The sequence below is a fragment of the Deltaproteobacteria bacterium IMCC39524 genome (genome assembly GCA_029667085.1).
GTDB lineage: Bacteria > Desulfobacterota > Desulfuromonadia > Desulfuromonadales > BM103 > M0040.
This window is the reverse complement of record JARUHJ010000009.1, coordinates 37,314-60,789: the sequence shown is the minus strand read 5'-3', so window position 1 is coordinate 60,789 and position 23,476 is coordinate 37,314. Positions and strand designations below refer to the sequence as shown.

General features: G+C 51.9%; 20 protein-coding genes. 14 read left to right on the top strand and 6 right to left on the bottom strand.

The features are described from left to right. Nucleotides 1-84 precede the first annotated feature (84 nt). Nucleotides 85-993, bottom strand: a complete 909-nt coding sequence (locus tag P9J64_16420; GenBank protein MDG5469907.1) for a protein-glutamate O-methyltransferase — start codon at nt 991-993, stop codon at nt 85-87. A 32-nt stretch (nt 994-1,025) separates the two neighbouring features. After that, the gene (locus tag P9J64_16415; protein MDG5469906.1) at nt 1,026-1,394 is read right to left on the bottom strand and encodes a response regulator; all 369 of its coding nucleotides are present in this window, start codon (nt 1,392-1,394) and stop codon (nt 1,026-1,028) included. Between the two features lie 554 nt (nt 1,395-1,948). On the opposite strand from P9J64_16415, the gene P9J64_16410 reads away from it, so the two are divergent. The 12 genes from P9J64_16410 (at nt 1,949) to P9J64_16355 (ending at nt 17,971) form a co-directional block, all read left to right on the top strand. Beyond that, nucleotides 1,949-3,094 (top strand): hypothetical protein, encoded by a 1,146-nt coding sequence (locus P9J64_16410; protein ID MDG5469905.1) that lies wholly within the window; start codon nt 1,949-1,951, stop codon nt 3,092-3,094. Between the two features lie 3 nt (nt 3,095-3,097). Continuing rightward, complete coding sequence (locus P9J64_16405) at nt 3,098-5,473, top strand: DNA internalization-related competence protein ComEC/Rec2 (protein ID MDG5469904.1); 2,376 nt, start codon at nt 3,098-3,100, stop codon at nt 5,471-5,473. A 53-nt stretch (nt 5,474-5,526) separates the two neighbouring features. After that, complete coding sequence (locus P9J64_16400; protein ID MDG5469903.1) at nt 5,527-6,900, top strand: diguanylate cyclase; 1,374 nt, start codon at nt 5,527-5,529, stop codon at nt 6,898-6,900. Nucleotides 6,901-7,487: 587 nt separating this feature from the next. After that, nucleotides 7,488-8,747 carry a histidine--tRNA ligase gene (gene hisS / locus P9J64_16395; protein ID MDG5469902.1) on the top strand — a complete coding sequence of 420 codons (1,260 nt, stop codon included), beginning with the start codon at nt 7,488-7,490 and terminating at the stop codon, nt 8,745-8,747. 97 nt (nt 8,748-8,844) lie between these two features. Next, nucleotides 8,845-10,647 carry an aspartate--tRNA ligase gene (aspS, locus tag P9J64_16390; protein MDG5469901.1) on the top strand — a complete coding sequence of 601 codons (1,803 nt, stop codon included), beginning with the start codon at nt 8,845-8,847 and terminating at the stop codon, nt 10,645-10,647. A gap of 33 nt (nt 10,648-10,680) precedes the next feature. Then, the gene (locus tag P9J64_16385; protein MDG5469900.1) at nt 10,681-11,373 is read left to right on the top strand and encodes a LysM peptidoglycan-binding domain-containing protein; all 693 of its coding nucleotides are present in this window, start codon (nt 10,681-10,683) and stop codon (nt 11,371-11,373) included. 350 nt (nt 11,374-11,723) lie between these two features. Then, on the top strand, nt 11,724-13,946 hold the full coding sequence (locus P9J64_16380; protein MDG5469899.1) for an NADP-dependent isocitrate dehydrogenase: 2,223 nt from the start codon (nt 11,724-11,726) through the stop codon (nt 13,944-13,946). 70 nt (nt 13,947-14,016) lie between these two features. Beyond that, complete coding sequence (gene mdh, locus P9J64_16375) at nt 14,017-14,985, top strand: malate dehydrogenase (GenBank protein ID MDG5469898.1); 969 nt, start codon at nt 14,017-14,019, stop codon at nt 14,983-14,985. A 238-nt stretch (nt 14,986-15,223) separates the two neighbouring features. Next, entirely contained in the window at nt 15,224-15,415 is a 192-nt protein-coding gene (locus P9J64_16370) for a 4Fe-4S binding protein (GenBank protein ID MDG5469897.1), read from the top strand. Nucleotides 15,416-15,445: 30 nt separating this feature from the next. Then, the gene (locus P9J64_16365; protein ID MDG5469896.1) at nt 15,446-16,579 is read left to right on the top strand and encodes a 2-oxoacid:acceptor oxidoreductase subunit alpha; all 1,134 of its coding nucleotides are present in this window, start codon (nt 15,446-15,448) and stop codon (nt 16,577-16,579) included. Continuing rightward, nucleotides 16,580-17,398 carry a 2-oxoacid:ferredoxin oxidoreductase subunit beta gene (locus P9J64_16360; GenBank protein MDG5469895.1) on the top strand — a complete coding sequence of 273 codons (819 nt, stop codon included), beginning with the start codon at nt 16,580-16,582 and terminating at the stop codon, nt 17,396-17,398. Between the two features lie 24 nt (nt 17,399-17,422). Then, nucleotides 17,423-17,971, top strand: a complete 549-nt coding sequence (locus tag P9J64_16355) for a 2-oxoacid:acceptor oxidoreductase family protein (protein ID MDG5469894.1) — start codon at nt 17,423-17,425, stop codon at nt 17,969-17,971. Between the two features lie 176 nt (nt 17,972-18,147). Here P9J64_16355 and P9J64_16350 read toward each other — a convergent pair whose 3' ends face one another. Continuing rightward, on the bottom strand, nt 18,148-19,098 hold the full coding sequence (locus P9J64_16350; GenBank protein MDG5469893.1) for a class 1 fructose-bisphosphatase: 951 nt from the start codon (nt 19,096-19,098) through the stop codon (nt 18,148-18,150). Between the two features lie 140 nt (nt 19,099-19,238). On the opposite strand from P9J64_16350, the gene P9J64_16345 reads away from it, so the two are divergent. Both P9J64_16345 and P9J64_16340 read left to right on the top strand, forming a co-directional pair. Next, complete coding sequence (locus P9J64_16345; protein MDG5469892.1) at nt 19,239-19,661, top strand: hypothetical protein; 423 nt, start codon at nt 19,239-19,241, stop codon at nt 19,659-19,661. 463 nt (nt 19,662-20,124) lie between these two features. After that, on the top strand, nt 20,125-20,532 hold the full coding sequence (locus P9J64_16340; protein ID MDG5469891.1) for a cysteine rich repeat-containing protein: 408 nt from the start codon (nt 20,125-20,127) through the stop codon (nt 20,530-20,532). A 20-nt stretch (nt 20,533-20,552) separates the two neighbouring features. On the opposite strand, the gene P9J64_16335 is transcribed toward P9J64_16340, so the two are convergent. The 3 genes from P9J64_16335 to P9J64_16325 all read right to left on the bottom strand — a co-directional run bounded on the left by P9J64_16335 (nt 20,553) and on the right by P9J64_16325 (nt 23,436). Continuing rightward, on the bottom strand, nt 20,553-21,734 hold the full coding sequence (locus P9J64_16335; protein MDG5469890.1) for a peptidase MA family metallohydrolase: 1,182 nt from the start codon (nt 21,732-21,734) through the stop codon (nt 20,553-20,555). A 110-nt stretch (nt 21,735-21,844) separates the two neighbouring features. Further along, nucleotides 21,845-22,618 carry an inositol monophosphatase family protein gene (locus P9J64_16330; GenBank protein MDG5469889.1) on the bottom strand — a complete coding sequence of 258 codons (774 nt, stop codon included), beginning with the start codon at nt 22,616-22,618 and terminating at the stop codon, nt 21,845-21,847. Then, complete coding sequence (locus tag P9J64_16325; GenBank protein ID MDG5469888.1) at nt 22,618-23,436, bottom strand: EI24 domain-containing protein; 819 nt, start codon at nt 23,434-23,436, stop codon at nt 22,618-22,620. The genes P9J64_16330 and P9J64_16325 overlap by 1 nt, the downstream gene beginning before the upstream one ends. Nucleotides 23,437-23,476 lie beyond the last annotated feature (40 nt).

Here is a 23,476-nt window from a genome sequence, read left to right as displayed (position 1 = left end):
TACCGTAAAGAACACCAGTTTCGTAGGCCGTTCATTTAAGAAAAAGCATAACCCGCTCTCTTTAGGGACGGGGTGTTGGAAAACTCAGATCTTCCTGTAGACCGAAGGAGCCATCTGCTTAAGCGGCAGGTTCAGGCCCAGCAAAGTCTCAGAATGACCAAGAAAGATGTATCGTCCTGACTCCAGGTTATCGACCAGCTTTGACAACAACCTTTCCTGGGTAGGCCGATCGAAGTAAATAATGACGTTCCTGCAAAAAATGATATCAAACGGCTCACGGAAGCCAAAATCATCATCCATAAAATTCAGTCGACGAAAACGCGCAAGGGAACGTAATTCCGGGACAATGCGGACCATGCGGTTTTCGGGGTCCTTGGATCTGAGCAGATATTTTTTCTTCAGCTTTTCAGGGATGGGGGCAGCCTTGACCTCAGCGTAAATCCCCTGTACGGATTTTTCGAGGACCTCTGTGCAGATATCGGTGCCGAGGATATCAAAGCGGAAGTCCGGCCGTTCAAGCTGGAATTCCTTGAGGACCATGGCAAGGGTGTAAGGCTCCTTGCCGGTGGAGCAACCGGCACTCCAGAGGCTTAAAGGCTTATTGATGCCAGCACCAAAAGTTTCGATCAGGAATGGCAACGCTGATTGGATCAGGTAATCAAAATGGGCAGGTTCACGGAAAAAATCTGTTTTGTTGGTGGTCACAACGTCGATTAGCTTGATGAGCTCTTCCGTTGGTTCATCCTTGGAAAAAATCAATTCAGCATACTCTTCAAAGGAAGCAAGGGTATGTGCACGCAGGCGTTTGCGCAGGCGGGCTTCCAGCATACTGCGCTTATGAGAAGGGAGCTTGATACCACAATGATCGTAGACAAGTTTACTGAAGCGCTCGAAATCACGATCCGTCAGGCGCGCATCGAATCTTTTCAGAGCCGGTGCAACGGTCGACACCCCTTCATTTTTCTTAATTCCAGTCTTATCTACTTCTGACATAAGCCCCAACTACACGTTGTAGGAGGAAAGAGCTACTCGCCAAGCACCATTTTGACAACTTTCAGCAATTGTTCCGGCTTGAACGGTTTAACTATCCAGCCAGAGGCTCCAGCTTCACGACCGGCCTTCTTTTTTTCTTCAGATGATTCGGTGGTCAGCATAACGATCGGCGTGAATCGGTGCTTGCCCTCTTCACGAACCTTCTTGATCAATTCAAGGCCATCCATGTTGGGCATATTCAGGTCCGTGATCAGCATGTCGATCTGGGCACCGGAAAGCTTGGTCAGGGCATCAAAACCATCCTCTGCCTCAACAACCTGGTAGCCGGCATTTCCCAGCGCCAGTTTCAGTACCTGACGAACGGTTTCAGAGTCATCTACAATCAGAATACATTTTGCCATCACGGCTCCTTAATTGTACGATTTCAATTCCTGCGGCACTCACCGGGAGAGCAACAAAGGTTGAATATACTACAACACCTGGAGGAGATAAGACAATATTAACTGATTAAAACTCTTGGGAGACCATCACTCTAATCAAACTTTACGACAGTGAAAAAAAACGAGAGGGAACCCGGCGCGAGCTCCCTGACGCCCCAGACTCTCTCTGGCACCATCTCGTCCACCACAACAACAATGAATCCCCTGGCGGCAAACGTAGGAGTTATCAGTAAGCAAAAAAGCGAGACCACTCAACCATCTTCCACCACAAAGACACAGAGAGCGCGAAGGCGAACAAAGACTCTCTATGCTTTCCCCGTGCACTCTGTGACTTGAGCGAGAGAAGCGAACGGGTCGTTAAAGAGAGACACTATTTACAAAGCCAGCTTCGCGGAGCAATTTGACCTTATTACAAGACATCAAACCAGAGAGACTTTCCAAGTTTGACATGCTGTGATAAGTTGAAAACTGTTATCGAAATTTAATGTAATTTTAACTTGGAGGGACCACTCATCATGCAACGATACGGAGCTATGAGAGCTTTAGCACGCCACTTCTTTTTCATTCTTTTCCTGATCTTTACGGCCTTGCCCGGATACGCCCAGGAGCTGACCCAGCGAGACTGGATGATCACCCTGGTCGATGCTTCAGGATGGTCATATGGCCTTCCGGACGAACCGCAGGACCCCGACTACATCAACATTCTGACCGGCAACAGAGAGCTTCGCTTTGAAGCAGAAGACATCTTCTCAAAAGACGAAGACAATGTCTCAATCATGTCGTTTCAAAACTTCGGTGCTTTCAGTGGCAAGGGTTGGCTTAATGGCGCACAAGAGCCGACCTTAGTACACTTGAGATTCACCCTGCCTATCAGCGGCGAGTACCTGGTAAAAGCTCACCTTCGCCAGGAAGGCCACCTCTTTGTCATTGCGGAAGAGCAGGTCCCTGCTGATGCTGAGAACACATTTACAGAAGTGACTGTGGGTCGCTTTGAGTTGCAAAGCGGGGCACAGGAGATCCTTGTCACCTTACCTGCAAATGGCTCTATCGACTATATCTCCCTGAATGCGCCGAATCTGGGGGCCATCACCCCTGATGGTGGCTGGCAACCTGACGAACCTTTGAGCTGGCAGGTGCTGCAAACCACACTCTTACAGGTCTGGCAACTTGCAGACCTTTTTCCAGAAGACCCCGCCCCTCTGGTTATCGAGGCAGAAGATCTGCAACAAAATGATGTCAAGGTCGTCAGCATCCCTCATCTCGGCCAGCCAAGTGGTGGCAAGTGGCTGAGAGCCGGGCCTCTTCCAGCTGAGGTCCGTTTCCCGACAAGCCTCAAGGAGAGTGGTTTCTTCGACCTCTCCCTGCGCGCCACGGGGAGTCCGATCCATATCTCAATCGGCGACCATCAGAAGCTGCTCCTCGAAGCAAAACCCTATCTGGACAACGTCACCTTCAAATCGCTCTTCCTCTTCGCCGGCGAGAGCCAGATCATTTTACAGCTCCCCCCCGGCGGAGGTGTTGATCAACTCCGCCTGACGGGCCGTCAAATCGACGCCACTCGTGCCAACACCCTTTTCGATTTTGAGCAGAAAGAAAAACCCGAGGCAAGGGATCTCGACTTCCTCGCGACACTTCTGGCAGCATTCGGCGTCGAGCGTTAAGTCTTGACTGTCGTAGTGTTGCTGGCCGCATATGCGACCGGCATCGCCTTGACGTGCATCATTGCACCTTGGGACTCAACCGGTTGCGCCTTTGCTTCAGGACTCTTGTTCCTGGCATGGGCGCCTCTCCGTCGTTCAAGATGGGGTTGGCTCCCCGTTACGATCCTGCTCTGCCTTGGCGGATTCATACAGGCCTCTCTGGCCCTTAAAGCTCCTGTCGTCCACAACCATATCAGCCAATTTGCCGAAAAACCTGCGGCAATCATAGAAGGCAAGGTTCTCACTTCTGAGAAAAGGGCTAACGGAGGATATCGCCTGTTGACAGACGTCCAGCAGGTTATGAAGGGCAGAACGGCAGCCAGGGTGACCGGCAAGCTCCTTCTCTACATTAAAGGCGGCGAATTGCAGGCCCGCCCCGGACAGATTATTCGATGGCGATCGACATTGCGGCAACCATCGCGTTTCGGCAACCCGGGAGAGTTCAACTATCCTCTCTATCTTGCAGCGCGCGGTATCTACGTCACCTCCTTTCTTAATCGTGCTGAGGATCTGACGGTTCTGGTCAATCATCCCGCAGCAGAGGACTCTTTTCTGGAGAACTGGCGCCATAGCCTTGCAATGCATATCGAAGAGGTCGTGCCGAACGACGCTGCAGGGTTGCTGCAGTCGCTCCTGCTTGGCTGGCGGGGAGGAATCAGCGTCGAACAGCGCCAACTCCTCTCCAGTAGCGGTGTCGCGCATCTGTTCGCAATTTCCGGACTCCACTTCGGTCTTCTGGCCCTGCTCTTATACCAACTTGGCAAATGGCTTTACACACGCAGTCAACGTCTGGTGCTCTGGTGCCCACCCCAGAAAATTGTTCCGGTTTTGCTGATCGTTCCTCTTGCCGTCTACCTGCTTCTGACAGGCAACGCCTGGGCGACTCAACGCGCTTTTCTGATGGCAACCATAGTCGCCTTGCTCTTTGCCAGGGGTCGGCGCACAAGTCCCTGTATCCTTCTGGCAACAGTGGCCTTCTGCTTGCTGCTATGCAACCCCCTGGCGCTCTTTCAACCAGGCTTTCAACTCTCATTTTCAGGGGTCGCGGGAATCCTCATCTGGCTGCCCCACTGGCAGAGAAAAACAGAAGATTATGCCAAGCGGCTGCGCTGGCCATTAACGCTGGTCATGACAACGATCGCTGCGACCCTTGCGACCGCCCCCGCAAGCTTGTGGCATTTCCATCAGTTCAGCCCTGCCGGGTTATTGACCAACCTCTTCGCCATTCCGTTAATTGCCTGGGGAGCCGTACCACTGGGCTTGCTCAGTCTGGCGACTTTGCCCTTCTCAAACTTTCTCGCTGACGCCGGCCTGTTGGTAGCATCCAAGCTGGTAACGTTGGCGATAAAGATCGTCACCACCATCAGCCAATGGCCCGGGTTATCGGCAAAGCCCTGCTACCTAACCTTCTCCAGCCTGATTATGCTGGTCGGCCTATTGATGATCTGCCTGCCCTTCGGAAGACAAAGAGGACACTGGCTGGCCCGCAGCACTCTTCTCCTGGCAACCGTGTCAACAGCCTGGATAACACAACCACAGATTGCCGGGTTGCAGGTCACTGCGATCAGTGTCGGCCAGGGTGACGCGACCCTTGTCTCGCTCGCAGGTTCTCACTACCTGGTGGACGGTGGCGGTCTGCCTGGGTCGTCAATCGACCCCGGAGAGCAGCTGGTCGGCCCTGCCCTTGGCCGAATGGGCGTCAGGCAATTGGCTGGGGTCATTCTTACGCATAATCATCCAGACCACACCTCGGGGCTGATCTACATCATCCGACGTTTCCCGGTCGCAAAATTTTATCTGGCCGCAAAGGTCGAAGACCTTGAGCCGGAATTGCAACAGGCGCTTCACGAAAAAGAGGTGCCGATAGAACGTATCCACAAAGGATGGACTCACCTGATTAATGACGGGCATAGGGGGTTCAGCCTCTTTGCCCCGGCACAGAGGTCACGTGACAAAAACGAACGCTCTATTGCCGTTTTCGCAGGCAGCCATGGTCTAGGAGCCTTACTGACTGCAGACCTCTTCGGCGCAGGCCTTTCACAACTTGTTGAAGCTGGACTGCCTGGCCAAGTCACTCTTTTGAAAATGTCGCACCACGGCAGCCGTCACGCAGAACCATTACGCTACCTGGAGTGGTTAAAGCCTACAGCGGTTTTTGTCTCGGCCGGACGCGGCAACCCTTATGGTTTCCCGCATCAACAGACACTGGAGGCCTGCGACAGCCAGCAGGTTGATGTCTTCAGAACTGACACACAGGGGATGCTGCAATTCAGGGTTGTCAATGATCGCTGGCACGGCACAACTGTAAAAGAGGATGATCGGGGCAGGGATAATAATTGACTCATTTCAAGGAGTTTGCTAGTTTGAAAAGCTAATCGAAGAAGGACTAAAGCATGCCAAAGCCAAAGATTCTGATTGTAGATGATGAAGTTTTTTTCCGTCGCCTCTTCACCGAGATCCTCTCGGAGGGCGACCTTTACAGTATCGAGTCTGTTGGCTCCGGCAAAGAAGCTCTCGACTATCTGTCACGGACAAAAGTCGATATCATCCTGACCGACATGGTCATGCCCGAAATTTGCGGTCTGGAATTGATCCGCCGCACACGCTCTTTCGATCCAGCCCCGGATATCATCCTAGCCACTGGAAATGCCACAGTAGAAACCGCGATTCAGGCGTTGAAAGGCGGGGCTCGAGATTATCTCATCAAGCCATGCAATCCTGAACAACTGCGTCACACCGTCAAAATCTGCTTTGAGCAGCGTCGTCTGATTGCAGAGAACAGCCTGCTGCATAGCCAGATCCGTCTCTACCAAAAAGGCCAACATCTCTCCGGCCTCCTGAATATCGACAATCTCTTTCAAGAATCGCTGAGCACCCTGCTGAATGAAACAGGACAGGGCCTGGGCCTGGCCTACCTTGCCACCCAGAGCGGCATCAGCCATCTTAAAGCGAAAGGGTTCGACGAGGACGAAGCAAAGAAGCTGGCGGAACAACTGCTCGAGAAAACCAGGGCGATGGAAGCACCCACCCTCCTGCAGAGAGAAGACATCCCCGAGGTCGCCGGGAGCGACGAGGCCTTGAAGTCTTTCTGGATCTTCCCCATGACGGCAGAGAACCAGGAACATGGCGCTGTGGTCCTTTGCAACCCGAACGACTCCGACCTTCCGAAATCAGACTCGCAGCAGAATCTGAACTTTCTCGCCGAACAGGTCTCCCTTGGCTTTAGCAACGCCTGCCAATATCAAGGCGCCCGGGAGCTGATTTACACCGACGATCTGACCGGACTATACAACCACCGCTACCTGCATATAGCTCTCGAACAGGAAATCCGCCGTTCAGAACGTTACGGCCTGGAATTTTCACTGGCTTTTATCGATCTTGACCTGTTCAAGAGTATCAACGACGAACATGGCCACATGGTCGGCAGCGGCGTGTTGCGCCAGGTCGGTGAATTGTTACGTGAATGTGTCCGTGATGCCGACATGCTCTTTCGATACGGTGGTGATGAATTCACCGCACTCCTTGTAGAGACTGACACACGTGGCGCCAAAATCGTTGCAGAACGAATCCGGTCCACCATTGCCGAGTTCAATTTTTCAACCGGCCATGACAATACCGGTCGCCTGACGGCAACCGTAGGTCATGCAACTTACCCAATTCACGCAACGGTTTTGGAAGAGATGATCGATCTGGCCGACAAAGCGATGTATCTCGGCAAAAACGACCGTAACATAGTCCGGAACGCTTCGGAGCTTGGCAAGACATGATCTCTTGCACCCTGGTTGCCTTGGCCCTGGGCGGCTTACTCTTCATCATCCTGCCGGACTGCTTCCAGACCAACGAAGCCAGTCAATCCTAAACTGTTTCCCTAGAGATCATCGAACGCACCAAAAGACCCTGCCGATGGGCCTAGGGATTAATGCAGGTCCCGTCATCGCCGACAACATCGGTTCGTCAACCAAAATAGACAATACGGTGTTTGCTGACGAGGTCAATATTGCCGCCGCATGCAGGACATTACCCAACCGGGCGAGGTCCTGCTTTCTGAGAACAGCGACCGGATCGTTGCCAGTGCGGTCCATGTGACACAACTCGAACCGTTCACAGATCAATAGGGAAAAACACCGTGTTCGAGGTTAACCGGCTTGACGGACTGCGTGAGAACGAGTAAAAAAACCTACGCGTAAAATTGCCTGACTTAAAAAATGGCATTTAACGCAAAGACGCAAAGTAATAAACAAGACGCGAAGGAAACCTTTTTCTTTGTTATTCAACCTTGCGGCTTTCTATGTATTCTTTGCGCCTTTGCATTACGCTATATACCTGTTCAAATTAGCTATCGGAGCATTTATCCATGAGTATTACAGGCATTAAAGGTATGAACGACATTCTTCCCGGCGACGTTGAAACCTGGCAGCACCTCGAAGAGCAGGCCCGCAAGGTTTTCGGAGCCTTCGGTTACCGTGAAATCCGCGTTCCGGTCGTCGAAAAAACCGAGCTCTTCTGCCGTTCTATCGGCGAGACGACCGACATCGTTGAAAAGGAGATGTACACTTTCAGCGACAAGGGCGGCACCTCGATGACCCTGCGTCCGGAAGGAACAGCTCCTGTGATGCGCTCCTTCATTCAACACAAGATGTATGCCCAGGATCCGGTCTCGAAACTCTACTATATAGGCCCTATGTTCCGCCACGAGCGTCCTCAGAAAGGCCGTTACCGGCAATTTCATCAGATCGGGGCAGAAGTCATCGGTGTCGACGATCCCAAGATCGACGCCCAGGTCCTGGCCATGCTCAGCCACTACTTTCAGACCACGAAAATTCCCGATGTGGTCCTGCAGATCAACTCCCTTGGCTGTCCGGAATGCCGTCCAAGCTACCGCGATGCTCTGATCAGCTTCCTGGAGCAGCACATTGAATCACTCTGCGCCGACTGCCAGCGACGCTACACCACGAACCCGCTGCGCGTTCTTGACTGCAAAGTGCCCGGATGCAAGGAAGCAACTGTTGACGCACCGGCCATGCTTGACAACCTCTGCATCGGTTGCGAGACTCACTTCGGTCAGGTTAAAGAGCACCTCGATGCCCTGTCAGTCAACTACACGGTGAACCCACGCATGGTACGCGGTCTTGACTACTACACCAAAACCACCTTTGAGATGGTGACCGGCAGTCTCGGTTCACAGAATGCTGTTGCCGCCGGCGGCCGCTACGATGGCTTGATCAAAGACCTTGGCGGCCCGGAGTTACCGGGTATCGGCTTCGCCATTGGTCTGGAACGGCTGGCCCTGATGCTTGGTGAGCAAAGCATCGAACCGCCCCGGCCTGAGCTCTTTATTGCGACCCTCGGCGAGATGGCGACCAGGGCCGGCTTTGCCATGCTGACCCGTCTGCAGCGCGAAGGTGTGCTGGTTGAGATGGAATATACCGGAAAGAGCCTGAAAGCCCAGCTACGCCGCGCCGACAAGATGAAAACCCGCCGGGTCCTCATCCTCGGAGAAGACGAGCTCGAACGTGGGGTTGCGCAACTGCGCAACATGGATGAGAGCAGCCAGGAAGAGGTTGATCTGGACGGGCTGGAGAGTCGCCTGATCCATGAAATTCATGACGCTTGACGCTCTACAAGAGCATCGATATAATGCTCGCTTGCCTTCATCTGTTGATGCAGGCGCGGCATACGAAATACCACATTTATTTTAAGGAGTTAGCCCCTTGAGCGACATACTTGGAGATTGGAAAAGAACTCATTACTGCGGCGAATTGCGCAAAGAAGATATTGGCAAAGAAGTCTGCATGATGGGTTGGGTTCACCGTCGGCGTGACCATGGCGGTCTGATCTTTATCGATCTTCGTGACCGTACCGGCATCGGTCAGTTGGCCCTCGACCCCGATCGTGATCCAGAAGCACACGCCAAGGCAGAAGCGGTTCGCAACGAGTTTGTGGTGGCCGCGATCGGCAAAGTCTCTCCGCGTCCTGAAGGCACCGTCAACTCTAAGATGGCGACCGGTGAAGTCGAAGTTGAGATCAGTGAGATCCGCATTCTCAACCCGGCCAAGACACCGCCCTTCATGCTTGACGAGTTCACCGAAGTCGCTGAGAACCTGCGTCTCAAGTATCGTTATCTCGACCTTCGCCGCGAAGGTATCCAGAAGAACCTGATCATGCGCCACAAAGTGGCTCAGACGGTTCGCAATTACCTGACCGAGAAGGACTTCCTGGAAATCGAGACACCGATGCTGACCAAGAGTACTCCTGAAGGTGCCCGTGACTATCTGGTACCGAGTCGCGTCAACCTCGGCAACTTCTATGCTCTTCCCCAGTCTCCGCAGATCTTCAAACAGTTGCTCATGGTCTCCGGGTTTGATCGTTACTTCCAGATCGTCAGGTGCTTCCGTGATGAGGACCTTCGCGCTGACCGCCAACCCGAGTTCACACAGATTGACTGCGAGCTTTCCTTTGTTGACCGTGACGACATCATGTCGATCATGGAAGGCATGATTGCAACAGTTTTCAAGAAAACCATCAATGCTGAGATCACCGTGCCGGTGCCTCGCATGACCTACGCCGAAGCGCTCGAACGTTACGGTATCGACAACCCGGATCTGCGCTTTGACATGGAGTTGATCAACATTACAGAGCTTGTCAAAGGTTGTGGTTTCAAGGTCTTCGCCAGCGTCGCGGAGAGTGGCGGTCTGGTCAAGGCCATCAACGCCAAGGGCTGCGCGACCTTCTCGCGTCGGGAACTCGACGATCTCACTGACTTTGTTGCCATCTACGGCGCGAAAGGAATGGCCTGGGTCAAGATCCAGGAGGACGGCACCTGGCAATCACCGATCGCCAAGTTCTTTACCGAACAGGAGTTGGCCGATATCGGAGCCGCACTCAACGCTCAACCGGGCGATCTGCTCCTCTTCGGTGCAGACACACCCGCAATCACCAATGAGGCGCTAGGCCGACTGCGTGGTCATCTCGGAAACAAGCTGGAGCTGGCAGACCCGAACGACTATAAATTTGTCTGGATCACAGACTTTCCCTTACTCGAGTGGGACGGCGAAGAGCGGCGTCATGTTGCAGTCCATCATCCCTTCACAGCCCCTATGGATGAAGACATCCCCCTCCTTGAAACGGAACCCGGCAAAGTAAGGGCCAAAGCTTACGACCTGGTCCTGAACGGCTCAGAGATCGGCGGAGGCAGCATCCGTATTCATAACCAGGACGTGCAGAGCCAGATGTTCAAGCTTCTCGGCATCGGAGAGGAAGAAGCCCGTGAAAAGTTTGGCTTCCTGCTCGACGCCCTTGAATTTGGTGCACCACCTCATGGCGGCATCGCCTTTGGCCTGGACCGGGTCATGATGATTCTTACCGGTGCCGGATCGATTCGTGACGTCATCGCTTTCCCGAAGACCCAGAAGGCAACCTGTCTGATGTCCGAGGCCCCGGGAGTCGTCGACGAAAAGCAACTACGTGAGCTCGGTATCCGACTGGCTGCAAGTTCTCAACAGAAATCGTCATAAACCAGTGACCCGTTGAAATGGAATAAACGCGTTATGTTGCGTTGCCTGTTTTTTATAATAACCGCGCTCCTTCTAAACTCATGCGCCAAGCCTCCCCTGCAGGAACTGGATGCTGCTGAGTATATGGTAGGAAGGGCTTACGCCAAGCAGGCGGCTGAATTCGCTCCCGCTGAATACCAAGCCGCCAGAACCGCCCTTAATGATGCGCGCGCCGCCATGCAAGACTCCGACTACGGCGATGCGCGTGACTCTCTCGATTTTTCCTTGCAGCACGCTCGTCGTGCCGTTGTCCTCGCTGAAGAGACTCAGGCCAGACGCCTGAAAGAAGAAAAAGAACAGGTCAGAACCGAAGAAGAAGCTCGCCTGAAAGCCCTTGAGGAACGAAAGCAAAAAGCACAGTCAACAGAGACGAAGAAACCTACCCCTTTGCCGAAAAAGGTCGTTAAAACCAAACCAAAAGTCGTGCCGGCAAGTGACTACACCGTTGGTGACGGTGAAAACCTCTGGACGATCTCTGCGCAACCTGAGGTCTACGGCGAGGGTTTATTATGGCCATTGCTTTACCAGGCCAATCGCGACCAGATCAAGGACCCACGCCAGATCTTCCCCGGGCAGTCCCTCAGCATCCGCCGTGACATGACAGAAGCTGACCTTGAAGACGCTCGTCAGAGAGCCCGCGAATCTGACATCTTTCCTGTCCCTCCGAGCACCGAAACTGAACAGTAAAAAACCGTTTCCATCCCCCTGCAACGACAAGCCACTGAGATTGTTCAAATATCCCCTGTCAAGCTAGCACTGGACGGAGGCGATCAGACCGTTCTGAGGTGCAAGGAACGGGCACTTAAACTCCATCTTCCCCCTCGCCACAAAGGGTCATTAGTGCACTTATAAATTCGTTATCTTTTGATTAAAATCAGCCCTTGCTTTCCGCTCTGAATCGGCCTTACTTTTTCCTTGACAGTAATAAAGCCGTTTGTATACTGTATACACCTTTCCGCAAGGCTTCCTTGCGCATTTTTTATTTGTAGTTTAAGCCTCTGGCAATTCTGTATAAAAACTTCAAGGAGAGAGAACAAATGGCAAAGATTATCTGGTCAGAAATTGACGAAGCACCCGCGTTGGCAACCTACGCATTCCTTCCAATTGTCCAAGCATTCTGCAAAGGCACTGGAGTCGATGTTGAAACCAAGGACATTTCACTGTCCGGTCGCGTGATTGCAAACTTCCCTGAGAACTTGACTGAAGAGCAGAAGGTTGCCGACTACCTGTCGGAGCTCGGCGAGCTGGTTCTTAAGCCTGAAGCTAACATTATCAAGCTGCCGAACATCAGCGCTTCGATTCCTCAGCTGCAAGACTGCATCAAGGAGCTTCAGGAAAAAGGCTACGACATCCCGAGCTATCCCGAAGAAGCCAATACTCCGGAAGAAAAAGAGCTTCAAGCTCGTTTCTCCAAGGTTCTCGGTTCTGCAGTTAACCCGGTTCTGCGTGAAGGCAACTCTGATCGCCGCGCCGCTGCTTCGGTCAAGAAGTTTGCCCAGAAGAACCCGCACCGGATGATGAAGCCGTGGCCTGCACCGGGGACCTCCAAGTGCCGCGTTGCTCACATGGACGGCGGTGACTTCTACGAGACCGAAAAATCGGTCACCATGGATGCTGCTGACACCGTCAAGATTCAGTTCGTTGACGAAGCTGGCAATGTAGAAGTCAAAAAAGAAGTTGCACTGCAGGCTGGGGAAGTGTTCGACAGCTCGGTCATGAAGGTTGCTGAGCTGCAGAAGTTCTACGCTAAAACTGCTGAAGAGGCAAAAGAGAAGGGCGTGCTGCTCTCCCTGCACCTCAAAGCAACCATGATGAAGATCTCCGATCCGATCATGTTCGGTCACTGCGTCAAAGTTTACTTCAAGGCTGCTCTTGAGAAGCATGCTGACACCCTGGCTGCGATCGGCGCCAACCCGAACTTCGGTATGGGCGACATCCTCAACAAGCTCGACAAGCTGCCTGCTGAGAAGAAAGCTGAAATCGAAGCTGACATCAACGCTTGTTACGAGGGCCAGGCCGCTCTGGCTATGGTTGACTCCCGCAAAAACATCACCAACCTGCACGTTCCTAACGATGTCATCGTTGATGCTTCGATGCCGAACGTTGTGCGTGACGGTGGTTGCATGTGGAACCTGGCTGACGAACTGCAGACCACCATCGCTATGGTCCCTGATCGCTGCTACGCCACCATGTACGCTGAGATCGTTGACGACGCCAACAAGAACGGCCAGTTCGATCCGTCCACCATGGGTAGTGTTGCCAACGTTGGCCTGATGGCTCAGAAAGCTGAAGAGTACGGTTCCCACGACAAGACCTTCGAAGCTCCTGCCAACGGCAAGTTCCAGGTTGTTGCTTCCAACGGTACTGTTCTGATGGAGCAGCCGGTCAGCAAGGACGACATCTATCGTTCGAGCCAGACCAAAGACATTCCGATTCAGGACTGGGTCAAGCTGGCAGTTAATCGTGCCAAGGCATCTGGCGAGCCATGTGTTTTCTGGCTCGACGAAAAGCGTGGTCATGATCAGCAGATCATCGCCAAAGTCAACAAGTACCTTCCGAATCATGATACCGCAGGTCTTGATATTCAAATCATGCCGCCGCGCGAAGCGATGACCTTCTCTCTCAAGCTGGTTCGCCAAGGCAAGAATGCCATCGCCGTGACCGGTAACGTTCTGCGGGATTACCTGACCGACCTATTCCCAATCCTTGAGCTCGGCACCTCGGCTCGCATGCTCTCCATCGTTCCTTTGATCAACGGTGGCGGCCTGTTCGAGACCGGTGCAGGTGGTTCCGCTCCGAAGCACGTAGAGCAGTTCCTCAAAGAAGGTCACATCCGTTGGGATTCCCTCGGTGAGTTTTGTGCCTTGGTTCCGTCTCTAGAACAAGCTGCAAAGGCTGACAATAACCCGAAGGCTGCGATCCTCGCCGAGACTCTCGACGTTGCTATCGGTCAGTACCTCGAGAACCAGAAACTGCCCTCCCGTAAGGTCAAAGAGATTGACAACCGCGGTGGTAGTTTCTACTTAGGCTTCTACTGGGCACAGGCTCTGGCCGCTCAGGACAAGGATGCTGCATTGAAGGCACGTTTTGCCGAAGTTGCTGCTGAAATCGAGAAGAACGTAGACAAAATCGACGCTGAGTTCACCGATTGCCAGGGTTCCCCGGTTGACGTTGGTGGTTACTTCAAGTTCGATCCGACCAAGGCCGCTGCAGCCATGCGCCCAAGCGCAACGCTGAACGCAATTATCGACAACATGTAATTCAACACGAATGGGACGGAGTTTGCTCCGTCCCTATTCTTTATACAAACTTTTATAAGGAGAGAGAAAAATGGCGAGACCAAAAATTGCTTTAATCGGTGGTGGACAGATCGGTGGCGTGCTTGCTCAACTGGCGTGCCTGCGTGAACTGGGTGACGTAGTCTTGTTTGACATCGTTGAGGACATGCCTCAGGGTAAAACTCTCGACCTTGCCGAAGCCTCACCTATTGACGGTTTTGACGTTTCTTGCACCGGCACCAACAGCTACACAGACATTGCCGGTTCAGACGTTGTCATCGTTACAGCTGGCCTGCCTCGTAAGCCTGGTATGAGCCGCGACGACCTGATCGAAGTTAACTCCAAGATCATGACCGCCGTTGCTGAAGGCATCCGTGACAACGCTCCCGATGCAATCGTCATCGTTATCTCCAACCCTCTCGACGCCATGGTTACCCTGTGCCGCAAAGTCACCGGTTTCCCGGCAGAACGTGTCATCGGTCAAGCTGGCGTTCTCGACTCCGCTCGTTTCGCAGCGTTCATCGCTTGGGAACTTGGCGTATCGGTCAAAGACGTCACTGCAATGACCCTCGGCGGTCACGGCGACACCATGGTTCCTCTGATCCGCTATGCAAGTGTTCAGGGCATTCCAGTTATGGAACTACTCGAGCAAAAGTACGGTTCTGCAGCCAAGGCAGAAGAAGTTATGACCGCTATGGTTGAGCGCACCAAAGCTGCTGGCGGCGAGGTTGTTAAGCTGCTTAAAACGGGTAGCGCCTTCTACAGCCCAGCTTCTGCAGCCATTGCTATGACTGAGTCGATCCTCAAAGACCAGAAGCGTGTCCTGCCAACCTGCGCCCTGCTCAACGGCGAGTTCGGTGTCAACGGTTTCTACGTTGGTGTTCCTTGCGTCCTCGGCGCCGCTGGTGTCGAGAAGATCGTCGAGTTCAAACTCGACGCAACCGAGCAAGCTCTCATGGACAACTCGGCTAACGCAGTGAAAGGTCTGATTGCTGATCTCGAGAAAATGGGACTGCTGTAAACTCCAAAAGTTGATAGCCAAACCCAAAAAGAAGGGCAATGGCAACATTGCCCTTCTTCTTATCGTGACTATAAATTTAAGCTATTTTCAGACCTTTTTTTAAGCCACATTAAATATGCGGAAAAAAGTATAGCGTATACCAAATTAGTAGTGGAACGAGACAAGCAATCATGCTATCTTGCGCCGCAAATTTCGGTAATTTTACGCTAAAAATCTAGTACAAAGGAGACGAACCAGAATGAGTGGTGCCAGACTCGAAATCATCGAGCGTAACTGCAAAGGTTGCAGTATCTGCGTCGAATTCTGCCCGAAGAATGTCCTGGAGATGGATGTCTTTTTGGTCACTGCCCCACGACCTGAAGACTGCATCAAGTGCATGCAGTGCGAACTGCTTTGCCCTGACTTTGCCATCAAAGTCCACGACGAATAATCAATCTATTTCAATAAGAGGAGAGTGAACGTGGCTAAAAAAGTTGCTCTGTTACAGGGGAACGAAGCTTGTGCTCAAGGTGCAGTTTACGCCGGTGCCAAGTTCTTCGGTGGTTACCCTATCACCCCCTCGACCGAGGTCGCTGAAGTTTTGTCAGTCGAACTTCCCAAGGTCGGTGGAAAATTTATCCAGATGGAAGATGAAATCGCTGCGATGGCTTCGGTTATCGGCGCATCACTAACCGGTGCTAAATCAATCACCGCGACTTCCGGTCCTGGCGTCTCCCTCAAGCAGGAGTTGATCGGTTATGCCTGCATCGCCGAAGTTCCCTGCGTTATCATAAACGTTATGCGCGGTGGCCCTTCAACCGGCATGCCGACTGGCCCTGGTCAATCAGATGTCATGCAGGCCATGTGGGGGACACATGGTGACCATGCGGCTATTGCATTGGTTCCTGATTCTTGCCAGGAAATCTTCACCGAGACGGTTCGCGCCTTTAACCTGGCCGAAAAATACCGTATGCCGGTACAGGTCCTCTTTGACGAGATCGTCGGTCACATGCGCGAGCGCATCGAGTTCCCCGAACCTGGCGAGCTTGAAGTTATTGATCGCGAAGCGCCAAGCGTTGGTCCTGAAGACTACAAGCCTTACGATTCCACTAAAGGGCAGGTTCCGCCTCTGGCAGACTTCGGCTCTGAATACAAGTATCACGTCACCGGCCTGAACAAGGCTGATGACGGTTTCCCGACTACAAAAGCAAGCCTTGTTGATGCTGAAGAGCGTCGTCAGATCGACAAGGTCATGGATAACATCGCTGATATCGAGTCATCCGAGGAGTACTTGACTGAAGATGCTGATGTCGTTATCTGGGCTTATGGATCAACCTCTCGCTCGGCCCGTTACGCAGTCAATGAATTACGTAAAGAAGGCGTCAAAGCTGGCATGTTCCGCCCGATCACTCTCTGGCCTTTCCCGGCGAAACGCACGGCTGAATTGGCAGAGCAAGCGAAAGCGATCGTCGTCGCCGAAATGAACCTCGGCCAGATGGTCCTCGAAGTTGAGCGCGTTGCCAAAGGGAACTGCGTTGTGGCCCATGAGGGCAGGGTTGACGGAGATCCGATCAATCCTGGTCAGATCATGGACAAGGTTAAGGAGGTACTCTAAATGGCTTACGATTATGAAAAGTCGATCCGCCCCGGCAAGCTACCACACATCTGGTGCCCCGGTTGTGGCCACGGCATTGTTATGAAGGGCCTGATCCGGGCCATGGACACTTGCGAGCTTGATCGCAAAAACACGGCAATTGTCTCCGGTATCGGTTGCGCAAGCCGCCTGCCTGGGTACCTGGATGCGTGCACCCTGCATACCGCTCACGGTCGTGCAGCTGCTTTCGCAACTGGCGTTAAGATGGCCAAACCGGAAATGAACGTCATCTGCTGTGGCGGTGACGGTGACGGTACTGCAATCGGCGGCAACCACTTCATTCACGCCTGTCGTCGTAACATCGACATGACCTACGTACTGATGAACAACTACATCTACGGCATGACCGGTGGTCAGTTCTCGCCTTGTACACCGACCGGTGATCTGGCTTCGACCACTCCTTATGGCAACCCCGACCCAATCTTCGACATCTCCAAGTTGGCTATTGGTGCTGGCGCTACTTTTGTAGCGAGGACCACTGCAGCTCATCCTCGTGAGATCGACAAGTTGATCGTTAAGGGTATTCAGCATAAAGGCATGGCGATTATCGAAGTCATCGATGACTGCCCGACCACATACGGTCGCCGCAACAAGTTCCGCTCAGTCATCGACATGATGAAACGCCTCAAAGCTGAGGCCGTTCCTGTCAAGGCAGCAGCCAAGATGACCGCCGAGCAACTTGAAGGCAAGTTCCTGACTGGCGTGTTGTTTGAAGACACTGAGAAGCCTGAGTATACTGCTCAGTACGCTGACGTAATCAAAAAGGCGCAATGCGCCTGATCACCACGAAAAGGAGAAAGAACCATGGCTGAACGTTATGAGCTTCGCTTTTCCGGTGCGGGTGGTCAAGGCCTGATCACCGCCGGAATTATCCTCGCGGAAGCAGCGTCCATCATCGAAGGCAAAAGTGCCGTACAATCTCAAAGTTACGGTCCTGAAGCCCGCGGTGGCGCTTCCAAGTCGGAGGTCATCATCTCTGATGCACCTATCGACTACCCAAAAGCAACGATTGTTGATGCATGCCTGGCAATGACCCAGGAAGCAGCAGACAAGTACGCAAACGGCATCAAAAAAGGCGGCCTGCTTCTGATCGACGCAGACTTCGTGCATACTGCTCCAGAAGGCGACTTCAAGGTCCTTCGCCTGCCGATCATGCGCATGGCCAAAGAAGATATCGGTCGTGAGATCGTCGCCAACGTGGTTGCTCTTGGTGCTGTCATCGGCTTGACCGGTGTGGTTGCCAGAGAATCCGGCGAGGAAGCCGTCCTGCGTAAGGTCCCTGCGGCCTTTAAAGACCTGAACAAAAAGGCCTACAGCATGGGCTACGAAAAAGGTAAGGAACTGGCTGAGTAATTGCCAGTACTCGCTGTAACACTAAGGCCCGGCAGATTATTCTGCCGGGCCTTTTTATTGAACGATTATGGGGACATGTAACAAGTAAATGACCCCATAATAAAAGGCTTTAATAAAAAGGGGGGCACGTACTTGATACGTATCCCCCTTTTGCTTTAAGTAGAAACCATCGTCCCTCAGCCCTCTTCCTCACGAATAAACTGCTCAGCCTGCGCCACAGCATCCTTGGTACCGATAAATACCGGTGCACACTGATCAAGGTTCTCAGGATTAATGTCCAGGATTCTCTGTCTACCATTCGAAGCAGCGCCACCGGCCTGTTCAACCAGAAAAGCCATGGGGTTCAACTCATAAAGGAGACGTAACTTACCTTGCGGATTATCGGTCAGATGCGGATACAAGAAGATTCCACCACCCTTTATAAGAACCTGGTTGATATCTGGCACAAAGCCACCGGAATACCGTAGCTTCGTACTATTGGCTTCGAGAGAGCGAACAAACTCCAACGTCCCCTTGGTGTATTTGCTGCGTAAGCCACCTGGCGCATAGATCTTGGCCGGGCCTTCCAACTGGATATTTTCCTGAACCAGATCGAATTCCATCAGTTGGTTCATGGCAAACTCATGCACACCCTTGCCGGTTGAGACCACCATGGTTGTACGTGGGCCATAAAGCACATAAAGGGCGGCAACCTGATTACGGCCAGGCCGTAAAAGATTATCACCCTCGTAAATCGAAACAATCGTTCCGACAGCAAGATTAACATCAACCAGTGAAGAGCCATCGAGAGGATCAAAGGCAATAGAATAACGGCCATTGTTCGGCACTGTTACTTCTACAACTTCATCCACCTCTTCCGATGCCATCTTGGCAATAACACCAGAATACATCAGCCGCTTCTGAATAATGCGATCAGACAGAACATCAAGTTCCAGTTGTTCTTCACCATAAAGGTTGGACGTTCCCGCAACACCGAGATCACCAGTACGGATTGCATTGATGATATATTTTGAAGCATTGGCTATTTCACAAATAATTCGGGTCAGATCGCGATCAACACCAGTTTCTCGCAAATAGCGCCGCAAATTGATCTGGTACCTGGTCTGTCCTCTTTCAGCTGAAGCCATAATTACCCTCCTTGAAATTATAAACTTGCACAGTTTAGACGATAGCATTGCCATGAGCAAGGAATCATATTAAAAAGTGGCAACCTTGACCCCCTGTTAGACGATGATAAACTCTTTGAAAAATAAATGTGGAGGATGACATGGACGATCAGGAAAAAAAACTCGAGGAACAAGCCCCTGACACCGAACAACAATCGGAGCCGCAGGAAGACCAGACTGAAACCCTGAAAGAAACCACCGAAAAGATTTGGGGCAGCACTAAACATGCATGGTCGACGGCAACATTCAAAGCGAATCAGTACAAAAAGCTGGTGCAGAAGAAGATTGACCTGTCAGCCATACACAAGAAGATTAATGCAGCTCATGGTGAACTCGGCAAGATCATCGACGACCTGCGCGAAGAGGGCCAGAAGAATATTATGAATCAGGCGGCCGTCAAGGAGATCCTGGAAAGGATTGATGAGTTGAAAGCTGAAGCCGCATCTCTTGAAGAAGAGGTCGAAAAGATCAGAACCGAAGAAGCGCCCCAGGAAGAACATAACTCAGAAGAAAAAACAGAATAGACTCGTTCTGCAGTTTCAAGGCACAAATATTTAAAAACAAGTGCCTATGGTCTTTAATGCAAGCCTTTTGCTTAAAGTGTTGCCGGTGCCATATTACCCGCACAAGTCCCCTTCATCGATGAAGGGGACTTGTGTTTCACTTTAATTTCTTTTTTGACATTAAGACATTATAGACTATTCATAGGCAACAAACCATTTCTTCTTGACATACCTGACAATAACGGTAATATTTATTCAAACAGAGCATATTTCTTCATTTTTACCTCCTAGAAACAAACCAAAACCCTTAGCCTCACAGTACCCTCCTGACTGTGAGGCTTTTTTTGTCTTGCGTGTTTCGAGACTCTTCCCATCGCCATACGTTCCCTAGGCCTTGTGAAAAGAGGAACATGTTGTACATTTTAGCAACAGCTTAATAATCAACTAAACCACGCAAATTCAACCAAACAATCAGGAGGTCTACATGAATAAAAAATCAATACTCTTCGCTCTACTCATACTTTTCATGGCAACAACTGGCTCGGCTCTCGCTTCGGGGTTGGCAAAGACTATCGCCACAGGTTGCGAAAAAGAGTTACAAGGGTTCTGTAAAGACGTCACACCGGGAGAAGGACGCATACTGGCTTGTCTCTATGCACATCAGGACAAACTCTCCGGACAATGCGAATATGCACTTTACGATGTCGCCGCACAATTGGAGCGCGCGGTTGCAGCCCTGACATATGTTGCCAACGAGTGTTCTGACGACATCATGAAAGTTTGCAAAGGCGTTCGTGTCGGTGAAGGGAAAGTCCTGGAATGTCTTGAAAAGAATGAAAAAGATGTGTCTGATCGATGTAATCAGGCGATTAAAGACGTCGTGAGAAAATAAACATCGGATGTAAAAAAAATTTAAAACGACATACTGGCCTGCCATTCTTTCAGGATGGCGGGCCAATCCAATCCATAGTCCTGATAAACATCAGCAATAGCATCCTGCCAGGGTTTCCGCCTACCGATACTTTCGAGCAATTCAGGGATCTTGTGCCAACCGTAGCGATCAACCATAAAGCTGACCAGAGAATAGGATTGTTCGTAGGCGAGCAGGACTTTGTCAGTAGGAAGACTGGAGAAAGGTTTGGCCAGGGCATCCCAGCCAATGATATTATCGCTTTGCAAGGCCATTTTCAAATGATGTGCGGGCGGCGAATAGAGTCTCCGGCCGGCTATTTCGGCAAGGCCCTCATTGAGCCAGACGGGCGCACGGCGACCTGCCATAAAGTGCACAAGCACGTGCATATACTCATGATAAAGAACGGCTGCGAGTTGATCAGACATCCGGTGCATACCGCCGAGAGGTAAACGAATTTTGCCGTCATAGACGCCACCGGCCCAATCGGGAGAGTTTGTCACGGCAGAAAAATCTCTTTTCAGGTAGAGCAGAACCGGCACCTTGATGTCGGGGAAATAAGCCAATTCAGAACCCAGTTCAGTATAGGCATCTTCAAGGGTCTCCAGAATTCTGGGAGCGAGCTCTGCGACTTGCTTACCGTCAACAAAAGAGAGCTGGAAATGACCACGACTCTCCTGCCCCATCTCCTGCTCAACCTGCCACTCACGTTGCACCTTGTGCAGAAGTTTATCAACCTCATCACCGCCACCGAGCGAAGCCGCCTCCGTCAGGGCATCCACCGCCTCTGCCATACGGCCGTCAGCGTAATAGGCCTGACCAAGTAGATTATAAAGGCTTGCGTCCTGAGAATTAACACCGACAGCCTGATCAAGAAGAGAAACCGCTTCCGCGTAACGGCCTTGCTTTAAACGCACCATCGCCTCGCCCTGCCAGAGACGAATATCCTCGTCATTATAGCGACGTCCTTCCTGGAACGATTCGCCGGACGCCGTCAAGTCGGCAGAGGCCAGCAATTGATACCCGCGTCCCAGGTAGGCAACGGCAAGGAGCTTGTCAAGTTGCCCTGGATTAGCGACGCGTCCCTGTAGATCATGCAGAAGCTCAATCGCCTCCAGGTAATTCTGAGCATCGAGAAGTTTGACAACCTGCTGGACGTGGTCATCGGTTGAAGCAGAACTCAACAAAGGGATAGAGAAGAAGACAAGCAGAAGAAGAACAAGAATTGAGAAAAACTTTCGCAAGCACAACATAGCCGAAAGGCACGGGGAACAAGTTAAAGATAAACCGAGCATCAGGGGCGACATCCCTTCTGGAGAATTGCCTGCATTTCCCCGTGGATCAATCGGTTGCTGGCCATGCATTCCTGTGATTCGAGAGTCATGGGAAGGCCATCGAAATTGCTGACCAAACCACCAGCCTCTTCGATCAGCAGAATCCCGGCAGCAAGGTCCCAGGGTTTAAGCTTCAACTCCCAAAAACCATCGAACCGGCCGGCGGCAACGCTGGCCAGATCAAGGCTGGCCGCGCCCGGACGGCGACACGCCTGGGCCTCTTTCTGGAAGCGGGTAAAGTAATCGTAATTATTTGCCTTGCACTTCTTATGATCGTATGCAAACCCGGTTGCCAGCAGAGAACGTTCAAGAGTGTCGATCGTTGAGACCTTCAGACGACGCTCATTCAGGAACGAACCACTGCCGCGCTCTGCAACATAGAAATCACCGACATAAGGGTTATAAACCACTCCGAGTTCGAGACGGCCTTTAACTTCCAGGGCAATCGATACGGCAAACCATGGAAAACCGTGAGCATAGTTGGTGGTACCATCGAGAGGATCGATAATCCAGCGATAATCAGAACCGGTCTCGGTGTAGTCACCCTCCTCGGCGAGGAAATCGTGATCAGGATATCGCTCACCTATCAGCTTAATAATAAGGGCTTCTGCCTGCCGATCAGCCTCGGTGACCAGATCATACTTGCCCTTGAATTCAACCCGGAGACCGCTCTCGAATTTGTCCATGAGGAGTTTGCCTGCTTCAAATGCGGCTTTTATGATCAGAGTTTTCATCAATTGTTTCCTTGCTCTGAACTCAGCATCTGTGAGGGGTCAGAATCGTAACTGATCAAGCCTTCCTCCTCACACCAGAGCCGGGTCACCCCGATCACGGCAAGAGGAATGCAGAGCAACTGGAAAAAGGGAATGGCCAGAATCGCCATCACCCCGCAGGAGAACCCGAGCATGAGAAATTTACGCGCAAAAATGTAACTTTTCTGTTCCCGGAAGAACTGGCGTTTACGCACCAGCACAAAGCCCAGATATTCGAAACTGAGGAAAAACAGGGTCAGGCTGATTGCCAGCACAGTATAGATTGTATTGCCCACACCGGGGAGCAAGTTCAGAGGCAGGATCAAAACCATGACGACCACGAAGATCCACATCTTTTTTGCTTCCAGCAGGATCGTACTCAGAGCATCTCGAAAGAAGCGTCCGAGAGCAAAAGGCTCGTCGTTGAGATTGCCGCTCAAGACCTCTTCGGTTCGTTCCGAAAGCAGGTCGTTAAAGGGCGAAGCTAGCAGGTTGCCGACCACCGTAAAGCTGAAAAAAACCAGCACGGCCGTCAACAAAACAGCAACCACCCAGAGGAACCAGTAAAGGACAGACCAGTACCAGGCTTCACCCTGGGGGATATACTCCACTACCGTCGAACCGAAAAAATCAAGGCCCATATAGACCGCTGCCGAGAAAACGATGGCGTTGATCAGGAATGGGATCAGAATATATTGAATCAGTCGGGGATTACTGCGCAAGATTTTGACGCTGCGAAAGGGCGCAAAGAACCCCCGGGTAAAGTTAACAACAAAGCTTCTTCTTGTCTGCACAGTCATAATCTCTCCTTGAACAAAACCAAATATATAAGCTCCAAAA

What these genes read in the sequence shown, in the direction of transcription:
- P9J64_16355 (MDG5469894.1), top strand. Translation starts at nt 17,423, where the DNA reads ATGGCTGAACGTTATGAGCTTCGCTTTTCCGGTGCGGGTGGTCAAGGC.
- mdh (MDG5469898.1), top strand. Translation starts at nt 14,017, where the DNA reads ATGGCGAGACCAAAAATTGCTTTAATCGGTGGTGGACAGATCGGTGGC.
- P9J64_16325 (MDG5469888.1), bottom strand. Translation starts at nt 23,436, where the DNA reads ATGACTGTGCAGACAAGAAGAAGCTTTGTTGTTAACTTTACCCGGGGG.
- P9J64_16370 (MDG5469897.1), top strand. Translation starts at nt 15,224, where the DNA reads ATGAGTGGTGCCAGACTCGAAATCATCGAGCGTAACTGCAAAGGTTGC.
- P9J64_16400 (MDG5469903.1), top strand. Translation starts at nt 5,527, where the DNA reads ATGCCAAAGCCAAAGATTCTGATTGTAGATGATGAAGTTTTTTTCCGT.
- P9J64_16330 (MDG5469889.1), bottom strand. Translation starts at nt 22,618, where the DNA reads ATGAAAACTCTGATCATAAAAGCCGCATTTGAAGCAGGCAAACTCCTC.
- P9J64_16360 (MDG5469895.1), top strand. Translation starts at nt 16,580, where the DNA reads ATGGCTTACGATTATGAAAAGTCGATCCGCCCCGGCAAGCTACCACAC.
- P9J64_16415 (MDG5469906.1), bottom strand. Translation starts at nt 1,394, where the DNA reads ATGGCAAAATGTATTCTGATTGTAGATGACTCTGAAACCGTTCGTCAG.
- P9J64_16340 (MDG5469891.1), top strand. Translation starts at nt 20,125, where the DNA reads ATGAATAAAAAATCAATACTCTTCGCTCTACTCATACTTTTCATGGCA.
- P9J64_16420 (MDG5469907.1), bottom strand. Translation starts at nt 993, where the DNA reads ATGTCAGAAGTAGATAAGACTGGAATTAAGAAAAATGAAGGGGTGTCG.
- P9J64_16380 (MDG5469899.1), top strand. Translation starts at nt 11,724, where the DNA reads ATGGCAAAGATTATCTGGTCAGAAATTGACGAAGCACCCGCGTTGGCA.
- P9J64_16410 (MDG5469905.1), top strand. Translation starts at nt 1,949, where the DNA reads ATGCAACGATACGGAGCTATGAGAGCTTTAGCACGCCACTTCTTTTTC.
- P9J64_16385 (MDG5469900.1), top strand. Translation starts at nt 10,681, where the DNA reads ATGTTGCGTTGCCTGTTTTTTATAATAACCGCGCTCCTTCTAAACTCA.
- hisS (MDG5469902.1), top strand. Translation starts at nt 7,488, where the DNA reads ATGAGTATTACAGGCATTAAAGGTATGAACGACATTCTTCCCGGCGAC.
- P9J64_16345 (MDG5469892.1), top strand. Translation starts at nt 19,239, where the DNA reads ATGGACGATCAGGAAAAAAAACTCGAGGAACAAGCCCCTGACACCGAA.
- P9J64_16350 (MDG5469893.1), bottom strand. Translation starts at nt 19,098, where the DNA reads ATGGCTTCAGCTGAAAGAGGACAGACCAGGTACCAGATCAATTTGCGG.